This window comes from Erwinia sp. 1181_3 (genome assembly GCF_052824965.1).
Genome location: NZ_VTDE01000003.1, coordinates 620,129 through 640,464 on the forward strand (window position 1 = coordinate 620,129; position 20,336 = coordinate 640,464).

The 20,336-nt window shown below is 56.4% G+C and carries 17 protein-coding genes; 10 read left to right on the forward strand and 7 right to left on the reverse strand.

Annotated features, from left to right (window positions below; all coding sequences use genetic code 11):
- Positions 1 to 5: 5 nt before the first annotated feature.
- Complete coding sequence (locus FY046_RS11295; protein WP_133843983.1) at positions 6 to 2,861, forward strand: valine--tRNA ligase; 2,856 nt, start codon at positions 6 to 8, stop codon at positions 2,859 to 2,861.
- Positions 2,862 to 3,084: 223 nt separating this feature from the next.
- On the opposite strand, the gene FY046_RS11300 is transcribed toward FY046_RS11295, so the two are convergent.
- Together FY046_RS11300 and FY046_RS11305 are read right to left on the reverse strand one after the other, a co-directional pair.
- Positions 3,085 to 4,101: a M48 family metallopeptidase gene (locus FY046_RS11300; RefSeq protein ID WP_133843985.1), complete on the reverse strand. Its 1,017-nt coding sequence runs from the start codon at positions 4,099 to 4,101 to the stop codon at positions 3,085 to 3,087.
- A gap of 2 nt (positions 4,102 to 4,103) precedes the next feature.
- Entirely contained in the window at positions 4,104 to 5,291 is a 1,188-nt protein-coding gene (locus FY046_RS11305) for a YjgN family protein (RefSeq protein ID WP_159337325.1), read from the reverse strand.
- A gap of 220 nt (positions 5,292 to 5,511) precedes the next feature.
- On the opposite strand from FY046_RS11305, the gene FY046_RS11310 reads away from it, so the two are divergent.
- A complete protein-coding gene (locus FY046_RS11310; RefSeq protein ID WP_133843989.1) occupies positions 5,512 to 6,015 on the forward strand; it encodes a GNAT family N-acetyltransferase in 504 nt (167 codons plus the stop codon).
- Positions 6,016 to 6,081: 66 nt separating this feature from the next.
- Here the strand turns inward: FY046_RS11310 and miaE are convergent, their stop codons facing one another.
- Together miaE and rraB are read right to left on the reverse strand one after the other, a co-directional pair.
- The gene (miaE, locus tag FY046_RS11315; RefSeq protein ID WP_133843991.1) at positions 6,082 to 6,846 is read right to left on the reverse strand and encodes a tRNA isopentenyl-2-thiomethyl-A-37 hydroxylase MiaE; all 765 of its coding nucleotides are present in this window, start codon (positions 6,844 to 6,846) and stop codon (positions 6,082 to 6,084) included.
- Between the two features lie 55 nt (positions 6,847 to 6,901).
- Entirely contained in the window at positions 6,902 to 7,330 is a 429-nt protein-coding gene (gene rraB, locus FY046_RS11320) for a ribonuclease E inhibitor RraB (protein WP_133843993.1), read from the reverse strand.
- A 157-nt stretch (positions 7,331 to 7,487) separates the two neighbouring features.
- Between rraB and argF the strand changes: the two genes are divergently transcribed.
- From argF to ridA, 5 genes are all read left to right on the forward strand, one after another.
- Entirely contained in the window at positions 7,488 to 8,498 is a 1,011-nt protein-coding gene (argF, locus tag FY046_RS11325) for an ornithine carbamoyltransferase (RefSeq protein ID WP_133843995.1), read from the forward strand.
- Between the two features lie 90 nt (positions 8,499 to 8,588).
- Complete coding sequence (locus tag FY046_RS11330) at positions 8,589 to 8,783, forward strand: hypothetical protein (RefSeq protein ID WP_133843997.1); 195 nt, start codon at positions 8,589 to 8,591, stop codon at positions 8,781 to 8,783.
- 20 nt (positions 8,784 to 8,803) lie between these two features.
- Complete coding sequence (pyrB, locus tag FY046_RS11335; protein WP_133843999.1) at positions 8,804 to 9,739, forward strand: aspartate carbamoyltransferase; 936 nt, start codon at positions 8,804 to 8,806, stop codon at positions 9,737 to 9,739.
- 12 nt (positions 9,740 to 9,751) lie between these two features.
- Positions 9,752 to 10,216: an aspartate carbamoyltransferase regulatory subunit gene (gene pyrI / locus FY046_RS11340; RefSeq protein ID WP_133844002.1), complete on the forward strand. Its 465-nt coding sequence runs from the start codon at positions 9,752 to 9,754 to the stop codon at positions 10,214 to 10,216.
- A gap of 534 nt (positions 10,217 to 10,750) precedes the next feature.
- The gene (gene ridA / locus FY046_RS11345; protein ID WP_446186054.1) at positions 10,751 to 11,137 is read left to right on the forward strand and encodes a 2-iminobutanoate/2-iminopropanoate deaminase; all 387 of its coding nucleotides are present in this window, start codon (positions 10,751 to 10,753) and stop codon (positions 11,135 to 11,137) included.
- A 48-nt stretch (positions 11,138 to 11,185) separates the two neighbouring features.
- Here the strand turns inward: ridA and FY046_RS11350 are convergent, their stop codons facing one another.
- Together FY046_RS11350 and FY046_RS11355 are read right to left on the reverse strand one after the other, a co-directional pair.
- Positions 11,186 to 13,558, reverse strand: a complete 2,373-nt coding sequence (locus tag FY046_RS11350) for a beta-N-acetylhexosaminidase (protein ID WP_167863391.1) — start codon at positions 13,556 to 13,558, stop codon at positions 11,186 to 11,188.
- A gap of 130 nt (positions 13,559 to 13,688) precedes the next feature.
- Positions 13,689 to 16,241: a DEAD/DEAH box helicase gene (locus FY046_RS11355; protein ID WP_212815799.1), complete on the reverse strand. Its 2,553-nt coding sequence runs from the start codon at positions 16,239 to 16,241 to the stop codon at positions 13,689 to 13,691.
- 297 nt (positions 16,242 to 16,538) lie between these two features.
- Here FY046_RS11355 and nrdD point away from each other — a divergent pair, with 297 nt between their 5' ends.
- Both nrdD and nrdG read left to right on the forward strand, forming a co-directional pair.
- The gene (gene nrdD / locus FY046_RS11360) at positions 16,539 to 18,677 is read left to right on the forward strand and encodes an anaerobic ribonucleoside-triphosphate reductase (RefSeq protein ID WP_159337323.1); all 2,139 of its coding nucleotides are present in this window, start codon (positions 16,539 to 16,541) and stop codon (positions 18,675 to 18,677) included.
- Positions 18,674 to 19,138 (forward strand): anaerobic ribonucleoside-triphosphate reductase-activating protein, encoded by a 465-nt coding sequence (gene nrdG / locus FY046_RS11365; RefSeq protein ID WP_431022402.1) that lies wholly within the window; start codon positions 18,674 to 18,676, stop codon positions 19,136 to 19,138. Before nrdD ends, nrdG begins: the two co-directional genes overlap by 4 nt.
- A gap of 2 nt (positions 19,139 to 19,140) precedes the next feature.
- On the opposite strand, the gene FY046_RS11370 is transcribed toward nrdG, so the two are convergent.
- Positions 19,141 to 19,539 carry a DUF350 domain-containing protein gene (locus FY046_RS11370; protein ID WP_446186055.1) on the reverse strand — a complete coding sequence of 133 codons (399 nt, stop codon included), beginning with the start codon at positions 19,537 to 19,539 and terminating at the stop codon, positions 19,141 to 19,143.
- A gap of 212 nt (positions 19,540 to 19,751) precedes the next feature.
- Between FY046_RS11370 and FY046_RS11375 the strand changes: the two genes are divergently transcribed.
- Positions 19,752 to 20,273, forward strand: coding sequence for a type 1 glutamine amidotransferase domain-containing protein (locus tag FY046_RS11375; protein ID WP_159337322.1), 522 nt, complete (start codon positions 19,752 to 19,754; stop codon positions 20,271 to 20,273).
- Positions 20,274 to 20,336 lie beyond the last annotated feature (63 nt).

Consider the following 20,336-nt stretch of genomic DNA (forward strand, 5'->3'; position numbering starts at 1 on the left):
CAGACATGGAAAAGACATATAACCCGCAAGATATCGAGCAGCCGCTTTACGAGCACTGGGAACAACAGGGCTACTTTAAACCGCATGGCGACACCAGCCAGGAAAGCTTCTGCATCATGATCCCGCCGCCGAATGTAACCGGTAGCTTGCATATGGGTCACGCCTTCCAGCAGACCATCATGGACACCATGATCCGCTACCAGCGCATGCAGGGTAAAAACACCCTGTGGCAGGCAGGGACCGACCACGCGGGCATCGCCACGCAGATGGTGGTAGAGCGTAAGATCGCCGCGGAAGAAGGCAAAACCCGTAAAGATTACGGCCGCGATGCGTTCATCGAAAAAATCTGGCAGTGGAAAGCCGAATCCGGCGGCACCATTACCCGCCAGATGCGTCGTCTGGGCAACTCCGTGGACTGGGAGCGTGAGCGCTTCACCATGGATGAAGGCCTGTCGAATGCCGTGAAAGAGGTGTTCGTTCGCCTGCACAAAGAGAACCTGATCTACCGTGGCAAGCGCCTGGTGAACTGGGACCCTAAACTGCGCACCGCCATCTCTGACCTGGAAGTGGAAAACCGCGAGTCAAAAGGCTCCATGTGGCACATCCGCTATCCGCTGGCCGACGGGGTGAAAACCGCTGACGGTAAAGATTATCTGGTGGTCGCCACCACGCGTCCGGAAACCGTACTCGGTGATACCGGCGTGGCGGTCAATCCTGAAGATCCGCGTTATAAAGATCTAATCGGCAAGTTCCTCGTGCTGCCGCTGGTCGGTCGCCGTATTCCGATCGTCGGTGATGAACACGCTGACATGGAGAAAGGCACCGGCTGCGTGAAGATCACCCCGGCGCACGACTTCAACGACTACGAAGTGGGACGTCGCCACAAGTTGCCGATGATCAACATCCTGACCTTCGATGGCGACATCCGTGAAACAGCCCAGGTGTATGACACCAACGGCGAAGAGTCTGATGCCTGCGATCCGACCATTCCGGCTGAATTCCAGAAGCTTGAACGCTTTGCGGCACGTAAAGCGATCGTGGCAGCGATTGATGCCCTCGGCCTGCTGGATGAGATCAAGCCCCACGACCTGACCGTGCCTTATGGCGATCGCGGCGGTGTGGTGATCGAGCCCATGCTGACCGATCAGTGGTACGTGCGCACTGCCCCGCTGGCGAAAGTGGCGGTAGAAGCGGTGGAACAGGGTGAGATCCAGTTCGTACCGAAGCAGTATGAAAACATGTACTTCTCGTGGATGCGTGATATCCAGGACTGGTGCATCTCGCGTCAGCTGTGGTGGGGTCACCGTATCCCGGCCTGGTATGATGCCGAAGGGAACGTCTACGTGGCGCGCAGCGAAGAAGAAGTGCGCGCCGAGAACAATCTGGGTGCCGAAGTGGTGCTGACCCAGGATGAAGACGTGCTGGATACCTGGTTCTCTTCCGGGCTGTGGACTTTCTCCACCCTGGGCTGGCCGGAGAACACCGAAGCGCTGCGCACCTTCCACCCGACCAGCGTGCTGGTCAGCGGCTTCGACATCATCTTCTTCTGGATTGCCCGCATGATCATGCTGACCATGCACTTCATCAAAGATGAAGACGGCAAACCGCAGGTGCCGTTCAAAACCGTGTATATGACAGGTCTGATCCGTGACGACGAAGGGCAGAAAATGTCCAAGTCCAAAGGCAACGTGATCGACCCACTGGATATGGTTGACGGTATCTCGCTGGAAGATCTGCTGGAGAAACGCACCGGCAACATGATGCAGCCGCAGCTGGCGGAGAAAATCCGTAAGCGCACCGAGAAGCAGTTCCCGAACGGTATTGAGCCGCACGGCACCGATGCTCTGCGCTTCACCCTGGCGGCGCTGGCCTCAACCGGCCGCGACATCAACTGGGATATGAAGCGCCTGGAAGGTTACCGCAACTTCTGTAACAAGCTGTGGAACGCCAGCCGTTTTGTACTGATGAATACCGAAGAGCATGACTGCGGCTTCAACGGCGGCGAGCTGGAACTGTCGCTGGCGGACCGCTGGATCCTCGCGGAATTCAACGAAACGGTGAAAGCCTATCGTGCAGCGCTGGACAGCTATCGCTTCGATATCGCCGCTAACATTCTGTATGAGTTCACCTGGAACCAGTTCTGCGACTGGTATCTGGAGCTGGCTAAGCCCGTGATGAACGGCGGTTCTGAGGCTCAGCTGCGCGGTACGCGCAACACGCTGGTTACGGTACTGGAAGCCCTGCTGCGTCTGGCGCATCCGATTATTCCGTTTATCACTGAAACCATCTGGCAGCAGGTGAAAGTGCTGAAAAACATCAGCGACGACACCATCATGCTGCAACCGATGCCGGCATTCAGCGAAAGCCGTGTTGATGTGGCAGCGATGACCGACACCGAGTGGATGAAGCAGGCGATCGTCGCGGTGCGTAACATTCGCAACGAGATGAATATCTCCCCGTCCAAACCGCTGGATGTGCTGCTGCGTGGCGCCAGTGCCGATGTGGTGCGTCGTGTGAACGATAACCATAACTTCCTCAAAACCCTGGCGCGTCTTGAAACGCTTGAGCTGCTGCCAGCGGGCGAGAAAGGCCCGGTTTCCGTGACCAAACTGGTTGACGGTGCTGAGCTGCTGATCCCGATGGCTGACCTGGTGGATAAAGCGGCGGAGCTGGAGCGTCTGGTGAAGGAAGTGGCTAAGCTGGAGGTGGAGATGGAAAAAATCACCGCTAAGCTGGGCAATGAAGGGTTTGTGGCGCGCGCACCGGAAGCCGTCGTGGCGAAAGAGCGTGAACGTCTGGCGGACTTTGAGCAGGCGAAGATCAAACTGATTGAGCAGCAAGCGGTGATTGCCGCGCTGTAATGGTGAAGGGAGGGGCATGCCCCTCCCCTACAATATCAATCCCTGTGGGGCGGCATGCCCTGCCCTACAACACCCTTCCCTGTAGGGGCCAGGCATGCCTGGCCCTTTTTATTGCATGCCGAGTTGACGGGAGGGGCATGCCCCTCCCCTACAATACCGTTACCCGTAGGGGCCAGGCATGCCTGGCCCTTTTTTATTGCGTGCCTCGCCCTTTCTGACAGATTTACTCCGCCGCCTGAATGGCTTTGATGCGCGCAGGCATATCCGGATGGGTACTCATCCATTCCGGCAGATTAATCCCACTGCTCTCCTTCTCTGCGGACTGTTCAAGCTGCCGGTAGATCTCAGACATCGCTGCCAGAGAACGCCCCTGCGCCTTCATCTGCACAATCGCGTACTCATCGGCCTCACGCTCCATGCTGCGTGAGAACTGAAGCTGATCAATAAACGCCGCCGACTGTAACAGCGTGTCACCAATCCCGCTGACATCGCCGGTCAGCCAGAGATAGCTCAGCGACACCAGCGACGAACGCACCAGCATACGCATCACATGACGATGCTGATGGTGCCCCATCTCATGCAGCATCACCGCGACAATCGCATCGTCACTTTTCGCCATGCGCACCAGGTCATCGCTGACGATCAGCGTACCATCTGCCAGCATAAAGGCGTTCGGCCCCCCGGCGAAATGCATGATCTTCAGCCGCAGCGGCGTCGGGTCATCTTTCATCTCTGCCGGAATACTGTCACGGAACAGCCGGTTGATACGCTGCTGTTGCTCTTCCGTCAGGCGTCCAACGCTGAAGCCGGTATGCTGTAGCAGAGTGAAGGTTTGCTGGCCGACCTGGCGCTCAACGTACGCGGGAATATGCTGCGCCAGCACACGGCTGGTCACGGGCAGGATCACCCAGATGTAGAACGCAATGGCGGCCAGCGTGGCCAGCAAAGTAACAACGACACCCCGGCGATGCTGTTCCAGCCGGTGAACGAGGCCTGGACGACGACGCTGCTGCCACCACTCGCGGAACGCCGCATCATCATCCGGGACAAAGCGCCCGCCGTCCGGGAAGGAGATCGTCAGCGGGATGGTCCCGAGCGCGTCAGAGACCGTCACATCGTTCAACATCAGGAGCTGCCGGTGCGTGCCCTGATCCAGCGTCACATGCTGTTCCGCTAATGTGAGACGGGCAGCCTCGCGAGCTGCCCGTCCAGGGTACTGATAAAAACCGTTCAGCTGCAAGGTCAGATGCCAGCGTTCAGATCGAATGCGGAAACAACTTCTTCTGCTACGGCGGTGCCGGCAGTGTCATGGTGCGCCTGCACGTCCAGCAGAGAGATATCGCCTTCCAGCGCCGTGCTGTTCGCCATATAGCGTGCCAGACGAACTTCAGCAATTGGCGTCCCCAGACCCAGGGTGAAAATCACAATCAGGGTATTGGTCAGCGTCAGGCCTAAGAATGATCCTGTAGACATAGTTGACTTAAGGCGGAGTTTTTCACCTAATTGAGTCTGGCCAAACACGTAATTACGCTGCGCCACCACTAAATAAGCAGAAGAAACTAAACCACCAAAAAGTAATATTAAGAAGGTCAGGAAGATATTCAAAAAGTTTCCTGCCATCAGATTGTTCATCATCTCTGGATCGGTCATACCCATTGCCACGGCATAAAAGATCGAGACAAACAGCGAGCCAATCAGCATGCCGGCAATAATCAGGAATGGCAGCATAATCAGGAAGCTGATCAGCACCATTTTGATAAACGCTTTTTTGCTCAGCGCTGCTTTAAATGGCAGGGAACCGTAGGACATGTTGTTGATATACAGATCGTGGTTCAGTGCAGCTACGGTACCCTGCACGGCCGCCAGGCCTGCCAGCAACAGCACAAAGGCCAGGATGCCAACGGTCAATCCAGCGCTGATGCTGCCGCTGTTCGCGGCTAAGAAACCGACCGCACCGACCACCAGATAGAGCGCCAGCACCAGCAGTACCGGGCACAGGAACATGGTCCAGTAAGCACGGCCCACGCGGCAAAGGTAGTTAAAACGCACACCACGGAAGCTGCTCATCAGCGCGTTGTAACGCCAGCTGCGGATGACAATCCACGGTATTAACGCGAAGAACGCCAGCGCGAATACCAGTGAGATTCCCGGCATGGCTGAAGAGAGGATAAAGAACAGCACCAGGCCCACGAAGACAATAATACGGCCTTTCAAGATATCAATGGGACGAGCGTGGTAATCAAAGCGATCGCCCGCAATTTCGGTATTGCCATAGAAATAGCGACGGCGACGGACGGTGGCCCAGGCAGAATAAATACCCAATGTGATCATGGTCAGCAGTGCATTGACCAGCCAGATAGAGAAATATTCACCAGAACGACCGTGAAACAGCACCGCATGACGCTGCTGATTCGAGGTATTGTTTTCCATTTGTTTTTCTTCCTGAAATAGAAATAGACTGCTGGGAAGCAGAAAATAAAAGCGTAATAAATAGCCGCGCTATTTAAGCATGGCATTGGAAACCCGACAATAAATAATTATCATTTAGATAACATACTCAGACACGTTAACCCCTGATGCACAGACATTGCATCCGCACGCTGGCAGTGTTATTACACTACCTGCAACCGACAGACCATGAGCGAAATGTATGACAACCGCAATTCAGACAACCCTGCGCGTGCGCCCGATCGTTCCCGCTGACAACCCGCATATTGCTGCGGTGATCCGCACCGTATCGGCAGAATTTGGCCTGACGGCAGATAAAGGCTATACCGTTTCGGACCCTAATCTTGACCATCTCTATGAAGTCTATAGTGAAGAGAACTGTGCTTTCTGGGTGGTCGAAGTGGAAGGAAAGGTGGTGGGTGGCGGTGGCATCGCGCCACTGGCGAGCAGCGATGCGGATGTCTGTGAACTGCAGAAAATGTATTTTATGCCGTCGGTGCGTGGCCTCGGGCTGGCACGCCGTCTGGCCATTCAGGCGATGGACTATGCCCGCCAGCAGGGCTTTAAACGTTGCTATCTGGAAACTACCGCGTCACTGACGCGCGCCATTCGCCTGTATGAACATCTCGGTTTTGAGCATATCGATGGCCCGATGGGCTCCACCGGTCATGTGGATTGCGAAGTGACGATGCTGAAAACCCTTTAACCGCGGCGGACGGCCGCTGCAGGGGCCGATCGTGTGTTCCAATCGGCCCTTTTATCCGCTCGCCCCTCAGGCGAAGTTCGGAACGCCACTGTGAAAACGCAGCTGGTTGTCCGGTTCCATGATCAGACGCGCTTCCGTTTCCCCGATTTTACGCACCCGCACGCTGATATCCGTCGGTGAGATCAGTGCAGCCAGCGCCAGGTAATCCTGATAGTGTCGCGCCTCTGAGCGCAGCAGCGAAATATAAAACCCCGCCAGTTCATCATCAAGATACGGTGCCAGACTGGCAAAACGCTCGCAGGATCGCGCTTCGATATAGGCTCCGCAGATCAGTTTATCCACCAGCGTTTGCGGTTCATGCGTGATGATCTCGCGGATTAACCCTTTGGCATAGCGGCTGGCGGTAATGCGCATATAGGGAATACCACGCGCCTGCATAATCTCCAGCACCTGATAGAAATGGTGCAGCTCTTCTTTGATCAGCAGCACCATCTTATCCACCAGCTCATCGCCATAAGGCACCTCTTCACGGCTGATAATGGTTTTTGACAGACCTTTATGCTGTTCGAGGAAAGCCAGATCGGCCTGATCGTTGTGAACAAACTGTTCCCAGGGTTTCAGCCACGCCAGCAGGGCATCGCCGCTGGCTTTGTCCGCAACATATTTACGGATCAGCCACATGGCGGTCTGGGCTGCTTTCAGCTCACATACCAGATGGTCGGTCAGTAACAGAGGAAGATGTTGCGGCTGACGGGCTTCGTCAATCCAGGCTTGAGGCGTACGGCAGTGCAGGAAATCGAGGACAGGGGCCAGCAGGTGTTCGGTATTCATTTGCTCAACGTCATGAAATGGCCGGGCATGCCCGGCCAGAATTTACAGGGGAGAATCAGTGGCGGATGCCGTTATCTTCGCCGTCGATGGCTTCGTCATCTTCATCGCCTTCGTCGTCATCCTGCGCGTCCGGATCTTCGAAGTAGGTGCCCCAGCCGTCGTAGTCAACGTTGAACTTGCCCGCCACATCGATCAGCTGCTCAACCTGCGCGTCGATCAGTTCAGCGTTCAGCGCGCCTTCGCTGAGAATATCGCAGCACATCACTTTGGTGCCATCTTCCAGATCCAGCTCTTCCGGCTCAGTGACTTCGTAACCCAGCTTAAAGGCTTCCACGGCCGCTTTCTCCAGCGCATCGAAGCTGTCGCAAGAGAAATGATGCTCAATGGTGTACAGCGCGTCCGGGTCACTGCCATCATCCAGCAGTTCTTCAATAATCAGCCGCGTTTCTTCACGCTGCTCTTCCAACAATGCTTCATTAGCCATGATCGCTTCCTCATTAAGGCGTTATTTCGCGTATTTTCCCACAGTGCCCTCTGCGCCACTACCTTTAAAAGCAAGTTTCTGCTCTTCGGGGTTGAAAGTGAATATTAATACGGTTAAATTGAATTTTAATTCATTAAAGATCATCCCGGAGTGCTTTATGAGTCAGTTATATCAACGTCACTTCCTCAGGCTGCTCGATTTCACCCCCGCTGAAATCAACGGCTTACTGGCGCTGGCGTCCACGTTGAAGACCGATAAAAAAAATGGCGAAGAAATTCAGCATCTGAAAGGTAAAAATATCGCGCTCATCTTCGAAAAAGACTCGACCCGCACCCGATGCTCTTTCGAAGTTGCCGCATACGATCAGGGCGCGAACGTCACCTGGATTGGCCCGAGCGGCAGCCAGATCGGCCATAAAGAGTCGATGAAAGACACCGCCCGCGTGCTGGGCCGGATGTACCACGGTATTCAATATCGCGGCCACGGCCAGGTGCTGGTGGAATCCCTGGCCGAACACGCTGGTGTGCCGGTGTGGAACGGGCTGACCAACGAGTTTCATCCCACCCAGTTGCTGGCGGACCTGCTCACCATGCAGGAACACCTGCCGGAGAAAGCCTTCAGTCAGATGACGCTGACCTACGTCGGCGATACCCATAATAATATGGGCAATACTCTGCTGGAGGCGGCGGCGCTGACAGGCCTGGATCTGCGCCTGGTGGCACCGAAAAGCTGCTGGCCGGATGCGGGGCTGGTTGCTGAATGCCGCAGCGTGGCAGAAAAAACCGGCGGAAAAATCACCCTGACAGAAGATATTGCGCAAGGCGTGCTGGGCGCGGACTTCATTTACACCGACGTCTGGGTATCCATGGGTGAGCCGAAAGAGGTATGGCACGAACGTATTGCCCTGCTGCGCCCTTATCAGGTGAACATGGCGATGCTTGAGGCGACCGGGAACCCGCAGGTGAAGTTCCTGCACTGCCTGCCTGCGTTCCACGATGACCAGACCACGCTGGGCCAGCAGATGGCGCAGCAGTACGATCTGCACGGCGGCATGGAAGTCACCGATGAGGTGTTTGAATCATCGCACAGCGTGGTGTTTGACCAGGCAGAAAACCGTCTGCACACCATCAAAGCAGTGATGGTGGCCACGCTGGCACAATTGGGGTAACTCACCCCAGGCAAACGATTACGTTACGCGTTTTTCGCTTGCTGCAAACGGATGAATGCGTATAATGCACCCCGTTTGCCGGGAGGATGCATGAAACTGAATTGCGTTAATCAAGCCGTACTGAATCGCCTTTCTACAGGCGGGCAGCACCGTTTTTCCTCCCGTTGCATGACCGATCATCAAGAAAAGCCCCTCATTGAGGGGCTTTTTTTTGCCCGTATTTTAATGCAAAAACGTTGCGCTATAGCACTCATGAGGCAGCCGACACCGCTGCATCATGAATGATAACGGCAAAAGGAGTGGAAATGGCTAACCCCCTATATCACAAACACATTATTTCAATTAACGATCTCAACCGTGAAGAGCTGGAGCTGGTATTGCGTACCGCGGCCAGCCTGAAGGCGAACCCACAGCCTGAGCTGCTGAAGCACAACGTGATTGCCAGCTGCTTCTTTGAAGCGTCCACCCGCACCCGCCTCTCGTTTGAAACGGCGATGCATCGTCTTGGCGCGTCCGTGGTCGGGTTTGCCGATGGCAGCAACACCTCGCTGGGCAAGAAAGGGGAAACCCTCGCCGATACCATCTCCGTGATTGGCACCTATGTGGATGCGATTGTCATGCGTCATCCGCAGGAAGGCGCCGCGCGTCTGGCAACCGAGTTTTCCGGCGGCGTGCCGATCCTGAACGCGGGCGATGGCGCCAATCAGCATCCGACTCAGACGCTGCTCGATCTGTTTACCTTGCAGGAAACGCAGGGCCGTCTGAATAACCTCAGCGTGGCGATGGTCGGTGATTTGAAATATGGCCGCACCGTACATTCACTGACCCAGGCGCTGGCGAAGTTTGAAGGCAATCGTTTTTACTTTATTGCGCCTGATGCACTGGCGATGCCGGCTTACATCACCGATATGCTCGACGAAAAAGGCATTGTCTGGACACGTCATGACAGCATTGAAGAAGTGGTGCCGCAGGTGGACATTCTGTATATGACCCGCGTACAGAAAGAGCGTCTTGATCCGTCGGAATACGCTAACGTCAAAGCCCAGTTTATTCTGCGCGCCAGCGATCTGGTGGGCGCACGCGAGAATATGAAAGTTCTGCACCCGCTGCCGCGTATTGACGAAATCGACACGGATGTCGATCACACGCCGCACGCCTGGTATTTCCAGCAGGCAGGTAACGGTATCTACGCACGCCAGGCACTTCTGGCGCTGGTACTGAACAGCGAACCGGTTCTTTAAGGGGATAAGCACATGACACACGATAATAAATTACAGGTTGAAGCGATTAAACGCGGCACGGTGATCGACCATATCCCGGCCCAGATTGGCTTTAAGCTGCTCTCCCTGTTCCGCCTGACGGAAACCGACCAGCGCATTACCATTGGCCTGAATCTGCCCTCGGGTGAGCTGGGCCGCAAAGACCTGATCAAGATTGAGAACACCTTCCTGACCGACGATCAGATCAACCAGCTGGCGGTGTATGCACCGCACGCAACGGTGAACCGCATTGATGATTACAACGTGGTGGCGAAGAGCTCCCCGACGTTGCCAGACCGGATTGAACGCGTGCTGACCTGCCCGAACAGCAACTGCATCAGCCGTTCTGAACCGGTGCATTCCAGCTTCGCGGTGAAACAGCGCCAGGATGAGCTGCACCTGAAATGTAAATACTGCGAGAAAGAGTTCGCGCACCATGTGGTGATGGCAAACGGTTAATGCCGTTGCATTTGGTCCGTTGCGTGGGCAGGATGTGACACGCGCCGGGTCAAACAGAGAGGCGAGGCATGCCTCGCCCCTACGGGGGTATCACCGTTGCTGTCGGGCCTCGCCCCTACGGGGTATCACCGTTACTGTCTGGCCTCGCTCTTACGGGGTATCACCGTTGCTGTCGGGCCTCGCCCCTACGGGGTATCACCGTTGCTGTCGGGCCTCGCCACTACGGGGGTATCACCGTTACTGTCGGGCCTCGCTCTTACGGGGTATCACCTTTGCTGTCGGGCCTCGCCACTACGGGGTATCACCGTTGCTGTCGGGCCTCGCCCCTACGGGGTATCTCCGTTGCTGTCGGGCCTCGCCACTACGGGGTATCACCGTTGCTGTCGGGCCTCGCCACTACGGGGTATCACCGTTGCTGTCGGGCCTCGGTCTTACGGAATATCACTGTTCCTGTAGGGGCCGGGCATGCCCGGCCCGGGCAAAAATGATACGCTGTACCCCTATCCTCACCATCGCACACATTCAGGAGAAACTATGTCTCGCGAAATCAGTACGGAAAACGCCCCCGCCGCTATCGGCCCTTATGTTCAGGGTGTGGATCTCGGCAGCATGATCTTCACGTCAGGCCAGATCCCGGTCGATCCGAAAACCGGTGCTGTGGCGGACGATATTGCCGCGCAGGCACGCCAGTCGCTGGAAAATGTGAAAGCGATTGTTGAGGCCGCGGGTTTGAAAGTGGGTGATATCGTCAAAACCACCGTGTTCGTGAAAGATCTGAATGACTTCGCCACGGTGAATGCCACCTACGAAGCCTTCTTCACTGAGCACCACGCCAGCTTCCCGGCACGTTCGTGTGTGGAAGTGGCGCGTCTGCCAAAAGATGTGAACATCGAAATCGAAGCGATCGCTGTACGTCGTTAAGCGAACGTCGTGAATCGTTGTACGGGTCGATCAACGATCGACCCGCCGTTATTTCCCGTTGCGCAATAATTTCTCCACCGGATACACCAGCGCAATCACCACTTCATCCTGGCTGAGCGCCGCCTGATCCAGCCGCTGATGCATCTTCGCCACTTCACGAGCGCCAAAAGTTTGTTCCTTTTCCATCGCATCCAGCAGTGACAGCCCCATCTGACTGATCTCTGCCACCTGCCCTGCCACCGGCAGCAGCGGCCGTAGCTGCGGGTTCTGCGCCAGCACCGGCTCTACCAGCGGAATATTGTGCTGCCACTGCAGAAGCTGACGGCGGATCGCCTGCGCCGCCTGTCGGTCACCCCGATTGGCGATCAGCGCGTCCACCTGCTGATCCAGCTCACGTACTTTGTTGCTTTCGGATGGCAGCACATCGGCCAGCCGGTTCAGCGGTTCAGCCTGCGTGTAATGTCCGGCCTGATATTTCAGATGCTGTCGGGTATAGAATTGCGCAGGCTCCAGCGCTTCAGCGAAGATTTGCAGCGGCACCGTGTCACTACTGTTGGCCAGACGCATCATCTGCAACTGCGTCTCCGCGTGCTGTTGCAGACCCACCGACACGGCGGACCAGCTATCAACCGCCGCCAGGCGCTGATACATATTCTGCTCATCCGTCACATCAGAGGCCGACCACAGCCGCTCTGCCACCACAAATGCCCGCGGCCACAAACGGACGTCAATCACGTTCTCATCGACGATTTCGCTCCACAGCGCCGCTTCCCCGCCCAGCAGGTTATTTCGCAACTGGGCATCATCCGGCAGTACCGGTTTTATACCCTGCGGAGGCTGCGGCAGCCTGCTGCCCACAGTGGGATAGCGCACGTTACCGATGCGCCAGTAGCCGCTCATGTTGTCGCCCGCCAGGGTGAGCACTGGACGAAGCTCGCCCATCCAGCTGTCGACACGGAAGGTAAACTGGGTGGGCGACAGCCAGCGGATCTCCCGCACCATACGCCGCGAGCGCCCTTCGAAATCAATAAATCCGCGCCATCCACCAACGGCATCAATCAGCGTAAAGCTGCCTGTAAGCGGCTTACCCTTAAGACGTGGCAGCGTAAATTGCCAGCTCTGTGCTGTTTCGCCCTCTTTGATCCGATCGGCATCGTTCAGTCCCTGCGGCCAGACTTCATTGCGATAATGGAACGCCGCAGGCTGGGCCTGATCGAGATAGAAGCCGGTAGAAAGGATGCCGCGATAGTTGTTTTTTGCCACTTCACCCAGCGCATCCGGTCCGCGCCAGGATTGGATCAGAATGCTGCGCGGCAGATCGGGATGATAGATTTCATCCCAGCCGATCATCTGTCGCTGGTGTTTTTCCAGGATCTTCTCCACCCGTTGATTGAAATATGCCTGCAGTGCATGACTGTCTTTCAACCCTTTCTGCTGCATAAACTGAGCGATAGCCTCAGAGTTATCCCACTGGCTGGGATCCACTTCATCGCCACCAATATGCAGATAAGGATCGGGGAAGATGGCGGCCACCTCGCCCACCAGCGTATCAATAAACTGATAAACCTGTTCGCGGGACGGATCGAGCAGCGGTTTAAAGACGCCCCAGCCACGTTCCATTTGATAAGGCCCCGGTGCCGCGATCAGTTCAGGCATCGCCACCGCCAGTGCCGAAGCGTGCCCCGGAAAGTCAATTTCCGGCACCACACGCACGCCACGATGGGCGGCATAGCTGACGATATCGCGCATCTGCTGCGGGCTGTACCACAGTCCGTCGCTGGCTTTTTCCTGCAACTGTGGGAAATGACTGGAACCAAAACGCCAGCCCTGGTCGTCGGTCAGGTGCCAGTGGAAGACGTTCATACGCGCAGCGGCGATGCCATCAATCTGGCGTTTCAGCGTCTCAATGGGCATAAAGTGGCGGGCAGAATCAATCAGGATCCCGCGCCACGGAAAGCGCGGGTGGTCATTAATCGTCACCAGGGGCACCGTGCTGTTATGCACCAGTTGCAGCAGCGTTTCCATGCCGCGCATCGCGCCAAAACGGGTGGCTGCATCCAGTGTGATGCCGTCGGCGCTGACCACCAGCCGGTAGCTCTCATCGCTGTCCGGTTGAGGAATAGCGGCAACCTGTCGGGCGATACGGATCTGTAATGACGTGGCACTGGCGGAAATCGGCAGATCAGGGTTACCGGTCTGACGCGCCAGGCGTTGCTGCCAGCGCGGGATTGCCTCGTGCAGGTTATCGCCCTTAACCTGAATCGCCAGCGGCATGGTCAGGGCCAGATTTCCCCTACCCTCTGGCTGCTCTACCTGCTGCGGCCAGGGCATCAGCGGGAGTTTCCCTGCCGGGTCGGCAGCCACAGTGAATGGCAGAAACAGGGAACAGGCAAGCAACAGCGGGCGCAGTGACCATGGCATATCAGGGCATCCTTTTTTTGTGATGACCTCATAAAACATAATTCGCGTGTTACATCAAGTTACATCTCACGAAACGAATTCCATAAGGCGCAGGCGCCGTTAACGTTTTGATGCTATCCGGGCGGTGATGTCAGGAGAACAGTGCCGCCAGATCGTCCTGACTGAAACTGGAGGGTTCACTCAGCTCGTCGTCGAGGATCTCTCCGGCCAGCTCGGCTTTTTGCTGCTGCATCGCGACGATCTTCTCTTCAATGGTATCGGCCGCGATCAGCTTATACACAAAGACCGGTTTATCCTGCCCGAGGCGATAAGCGCGATCGGTGGCCTGATTTTCAGCCGCCGGGTTCCACCAGGGATCGTAGTGGATCACCGTGTCGGCCGCCGTCAGGTTCAGCCCAACTCCGCCCGCTTTAAGGCTGATCAGAAACACCGGGACTTCGCCCTGCTGAAAACGCCGTACCGGCTCAGTGCGATCGCGGGTGCTGCCCGTCAGGATGACATAAGGAATGCGCGCTTTCTGTAACTCTTCGGCGATGATGCCCAGCATGGTGGTGAACTGCGAGAAGATCAGGATGCGCCGATCTTCTGCCAGCAGGTCATGCAGCATCTCGCGCAGCAGCGCCAGCTTGGCAGAGTGTTTCACCCGCTCGGCGCGCGGATCGGACATCAGACGCGGATCGCAGCAGATTTGGCGCAGTTTTAGCAGGGCATCCAGCACCAGCAGATGGCTGCGTCCCGGCCCCTGCTGCTGCATCGCTAACTGTACGCGGTCCTGCATGGCGGCACGCACCTGGTCATACAGTTCTCGTTGCGCACCGTCCAGAGGCACGCTGCGCACAATGGTATTTTTCGGCGGCAGCTCTTTGGCGACCTCCTGTTTACGGCGGCGCAGCATAAACGGCCGTACGCGCTTCGCCAGCAGCTCACGCCTGACTTTATCGCCATTGCGTTCTACCGGAATACGCCAGTTCTGGGTGAAGTCGCGTTCGCTGCCGAGGAAGCCCGGCAGCAGGAAATCAAACTGCGACCACAGCTCCCCGAGGTGATTTTCCAGCGGGGTTCCGGTCAGGCAGAGACGATGCCGCGTCTTCAGGGTGCGGATTACCGAGGCGGCACGTGAGGCGCTGTTCTTCACGTACTGCGCTTCATCGAGGATCAGCAGATGATAATAGTGCGCCACCAGCTGCGGCTGATCGCGCCACAGCAGTGAATAGGTGGTGATGACCACGTCGTACTGTTCCATCTGATCGTAAAAGTCTTTGCGCTGCGGCCCGGTCAGCGCCAGTACTCGCAGATCGGGGGCAAAGCGCCGTGCTTCACAGCACCAGTTATGGACCAGCGTGGTCGGCACCACGATCAGTGCAGGACGATCGAGGCGCCCGGCTTCTTTTTCCAGCAGCAGGTGGGCCAGCGTCTGAATCGTTTTCCCCAGCCCCATATCATCGGCCAGTATGCCCGCCAGCTGATGCTGACGCAGGAACTGCATCCAGTTCACGCCCTGCTGCTGATAATCGCGCAGGGTGGCCTGCAAGCCAACAGGCGGGGCAATGGCCTGTACACCGCTGTGCCCGTTCAATCGCTCTGCCAGCTGATGGACCGCGTTGTCACCGTCAAATATCCAGCGATTACGATCGCCGGACTCGCTGAGACGCCCGATATCCCAGGCGGCCAGTCGCAGCGGTTGATGCGCGCCAAACAGATCAATCAGATTGCCCACCAGCGGCTTTAGCTGACCCGCGCGAAACAGCAATCGCTGATTCTTATCGTCACGCATCTCAATCTGTTCGTCATCATCAATCAGACGCAGATTGCCGGACATCCAGCGGCGGTCACGCTCAAACAGCTTCGCCAGCAGCGGCTCCAGGCGCACGCGTCGGCGGCCAATTTTCATCGCCAGTTCAAGATCGAACCAGCCGTCCTCGCCCTGTACTGCGCGCCCTTCAATCGCATCAACGTCCGAGACGTTCCAGGTGAAATCATCATCCATGCTGATGCGCCAGCCGCGTTTGCGCAGCGCCGGCAGGCCTTTTTTAATGAAATCACGCCACTGCGGCGGCGATGCCGGGGCGAAGATCGCCGGGGGCAACGGAGCTGGCGTATAAATATGCCCGGCGGGGATGGCATTCAGCCCGACCGTGTCGATCTGCGCCAGCCAGGACTGCTCCTCTTCCGTATGGCGCTGAACGTGGTAGCGCAGACCATTCCTGTCGGTAAAGTTCTCCGCCCGGCTTCCTGCATCAACGTTCACGCCTGCGTAGTCAAAGCTGACGGAGGCAAAATCGAGGCGCTTCTGGCGATGACCATAATGACCATAGCCGCTGATAAATTTGGCACGTGATTGCAGTTGCAGCACCGGGACGGGCACTGCCTCAATGGTTTTGAGGACCACTGCCGCTGTTGGCTGGCGGGGTTGCAGGTTCGCCAGCATCAGCGCCGCGACATGCTTGCAGTTATTTTTTACAGCACAGCTGCACTCTCCGCTGGCCAGCAACCTGCCCTGGGGACGACTGAAATGCACGATCACGCTGAAAGGTTCCGCTTTACGTCCCGGCACCTCGCCGGTCAGCAAATTATTTTGCCACTGGAGATTCTGTACGCTGGCGACCAGATCGCGCGCCCGGGCCACGGTACGCGCACCGAGCCAGCGAATGACCTGTTTTTCGTTATAAGCGACAGACGACATCAGACAGTATCCCTGAGAGACCAGAGCAAAATGGATTTCGCTCTATGGCAACCGGCAATAGTAGTGATTCCTTTGGGTTGAATGCAACCGCCACAGCACACCTTGATGGCAAAAAATAGCGTATAACCACACAAAACCTTAACCGACGTTGACCATCGCTTATCTTTGCTACGCTGCTGTCAGATCTTTGCCTCAGGTCAATAAAACGGCGTTTAAATCTGATCGCAACACTATATATAGCGTTTACTATAGCCACTCAAACCCACATATAGATTTTCTTCATTCAGGAGAGCAGCGGTGGCAACTCAGGTAATCAAGCGGGACGGCTGTCAGGTCGCCTTCGATCCAGCGCGTATTGAGGCGGCAATCCGTGCCGCTGCACAGGCTGCGAAAATTGACGATGACGACTACTGCGCCACTGCCGCCAGCCAGATTAGCGCTCAGCTCACCGCCCGTCCGAGCGTGGATATCGCAGAGGTTCAACGCGCGGTTGAGAACCAACTGATGGCAGGCCGTTACCCGCAGCTGGCACGCAGCTATATTGAATACCGCCACGATCGCGACGTAGCACGCGAGCTGCGCGGTCGGTTGAACCATGAAATTCGCGGTCTGATTGAACAGAGCAACCCGGCACTGCTGAATGAAAATGCCAACAAAGACAGCAAAGTGATCCCGACCCAGCGCGATCTGCTGGCCGGCATCGTCGCTAAACACTATGCCCGTCAGCATATGCTGCCGCGCGATGTGGTCAGTGCGCATGAACGCGGTGAGATCCACTATCATGACCTCGACTATTCGCCGTTCTTCCCGATGTTTAACTGTATGCTGATTGACCTGCGCGGCATGCTGACCCATGGCTTCAAAATGGGGAATGCCGAGATCGAACCGCCAAAGTCGATCTCCACCGCGACCGCCGTTACCGCACAGATTATCGCCCAGGTGGCCAGCCATATTTACGGCGGCACCACCATTAACCGCATTGATGAGGTGCTGGCCCCGTTTGTGGAAGCCAGCCTGGTGAAACATCGTGCCACTGCGCAGCAATGGCAGGTGGCGGATGTCGAAGCCTATGCCCAGACACGCACCGAGAAAGAGTGCTACGACGCGTTCCAGTCACTGGAATATGAAGTGAATACACTGCATACCGCTAACGGCCAGACGCCGTTTGTCACCTTTGGGTTTGGCCTTGGCACCAGCTGGGCGGCGCGCCTGGTCCAGCAGTCGATTCTGCGGAACCGCATTGCCGGGCTGGGGAAAAATCATAAAACGGCGGTGTTCCCGAAACTTGTTTTTGCTATCAAAGCCGGGCTAAATCAGGCCGCTGGCGAGCCCAACTACGATATCAAACAGCTGGCGCTGGAGTGCGCCAGCAAACGCATGTATCCGGATATTCTCAATTACGATCAGGTGGTCAAGGTCACAGGATCGTTTAAAACCCCTATGGGCTGCCGCAGCTTCCTGGGCGTGTATGAAGAGAACGGCGAGCCGATCCACGATGGCCGTAACAATATCGGCGTGATCAGCCTTAACCTGCCGCGTATTGCGCTGGAGGCACAGGGTGATGAGAGCCGCTTCTGGACGCTGCTCGACCAGCGTCTGTTGCTGGCGAAGAAAGCCCTGATGACACGCATCGCCCGGCTGGAAAATGTGAAGGCCCGCGTGGCCCCCATCCTCTATATGGAGGGTGCGTGCGGAGTGCGCCTGAAAGCCGATGATCCGGTGGCACCTATCTTCCGTCACGGCAGAGCCTCCATTTCTCTGGGCTATATTGGCATTCATGAAACGCTGAATGCCCTGAGCGGCGGCAGTGTACATCCTTATGATGATGCGCAACTGCGCGCCAAAGGGCTGGAGATTGTTGCCCGACTGCGCGCCGCCGTCGAGGCATGGAAAGAGGAAACGGACTACGGCTTTAGTCTGTACAGTACGCCCAGTGAGAACCTGTGTGACCGTTTCTGTCGCCTCGATGCTGCCGAGTTCGGCGTGGTGCCGGGCGTCACCGATAAAGGCTATTACACCAACAGCTTCCACCTCGACGTGGAGAAGAAGGTCAATCCGTACGATAAAATCGACTTCGAAGCCGGTTATCCACCGTTAGCGAACGGCGGTTTTATCTGTTACGGCGAATACCCTAACATTCAGCACAACCTTAAGGCGCTGGAAGACGTCTGGGATTACAGCTACAGCCGGGTGCCTTACTACGGCACCAATACGCCTATCGACGAGTGCTATGAGTGCGGTTTTACCGGCGAGTTTGAGTGCACCAGTAAAGGCTTTACCTGCCCGAAATGCGGTAACCATGACAGCACCCGCGTCTCGGTGACGCGGCGGGTGTGCGGCTATCTCGGCAGTCCTGATGCCCGTCCGTTTAACGCCGGGAAGCAGGAGGAGGTTAAACGTCGGGTGAAGCACCTGGGTAACGGTCAGCTGGGGTGAACATCCATCAGTACTACCCGGTGGATATCGTTAACGGTCCCGGCACGCGCTGCACGCTGTTTGTCTCCGGCTGCGTGCATGAATGCCCCGGTTGTTATAACAAAAGCACCTGGCGGCTGAACTCCGGGTTGCCGTTCACCCTTCAAATGGAAGAGCAGCTGATTGCCGACCTCAACGATACACGTATTCCGCGCCAGGGGTTGTCGCTGTCAGGCGGCGATCCGCTGCATCCGACCAATCTGGCGGATGTCGGACGGCTATTGCGGCGAGTGCAGCGTGAGTGTGCTGGCAAAGATATCTGGATGTGGACAGGTTACCGCCTGGAGGAACTGAGCACAGAGCAGCAGCAGGTGGTCACCAGCGTGAATGTGCTGATCGACGGGAAGTTTATTCAGGCACTCAAAGACCCGGCGCTGCTGTGGCGCGGCAGCAGCAACCAGGTGATCCATAATTTACGTTGAGATCAGTAGGTCATGCAGGCGGCGTTCAATATCCCCACGCTGGTAGACACCCCACCGAGGAACAGCCCCGCAGACAGGTGATTATCCTCAATGCGGCGGCTGATATCCGACATAAACAGGCGCACTGCGGTAAATACCAGCAGCTGCACAACCAGCGCCACTGCACCCCAGACCAGATAATCCAGCAGGTTAACGGAGTTAATGGCCACGCTGGCCAGCGGAATAATGTAACCCAGCAGTGCCCCGATGAACCCTGAAGTCGCCGCCAGATTATTCTCTTTAATCAGACGCCATTCGTTGTGCGGTGTAATGCGGGTATAGATAAACAGAAAGATCAGTACCAGCGCGCCGCTGGTTAAAAAATAAGAAGCAAAAGCGAGTAAGGAGTGCAGCGTGGCCATGAGATCGTCCTGAAAAGTGGGAGCTTAATGGGGAATTATCATAGGGTGCGGTATACATAAACACCAGCGACCTGCGTCTTCTTTACCTTTGTGTGCCCTATGTTCCCTTCTAAAATCATCCACCTGTGCCCCTCGCTGTGCCCCTGAATTTGCTTTTCAGCACCAGTGAACCACACTTACTGCGCATTTAAATGAAACTCACAGGAGGAAATATGAGCAAGAAAATTGCGGTGCTGATTACCGATGAATTTGAAGACTCAGAATTTACTTCTCCCGCAGAGGCGTATAAAAAAGCCGGCCACCAGGTCATTACCATTGACAGTGAAGCGGGTAAAACCATTACCGGTAAGCAGGGTAAAGCCAGCCTGAAGGTCGATAAAAATATCGATGATGTCCATCCGGCCGAGTTTGATGCGCTACTGCTGCCCGGCGGCCACTCCCCGGACACGCTGCGCGGCGATGACCGTTTTGTCGCCTTCACCAAAGCCTTTGTTGCACTGGGCAAACCTGTCTTCGCTATCTGTCACGGGCAACAGCTGCTGATCAGTGCCAATGCCGTACGCGGTCGCAAAATGACCACGGTGAAACCGGTGGTGATTGATTTGAAAAATGCCGGTGCTGATTTCTACGATGAAGAGGTCGTGGTCGATAACGACAGGCTGGTCACCAGCCGCACGCCGGACGATCTCCCCGCTTTTAACCGCGAATCGCTGCGTATTCTTAACGCCGCATGATGCTTCGGGCCAGCTCCGGCTGGCCCTTGCTGCCCCCCTGCCTCTCCCTCTCTGCCAACATAT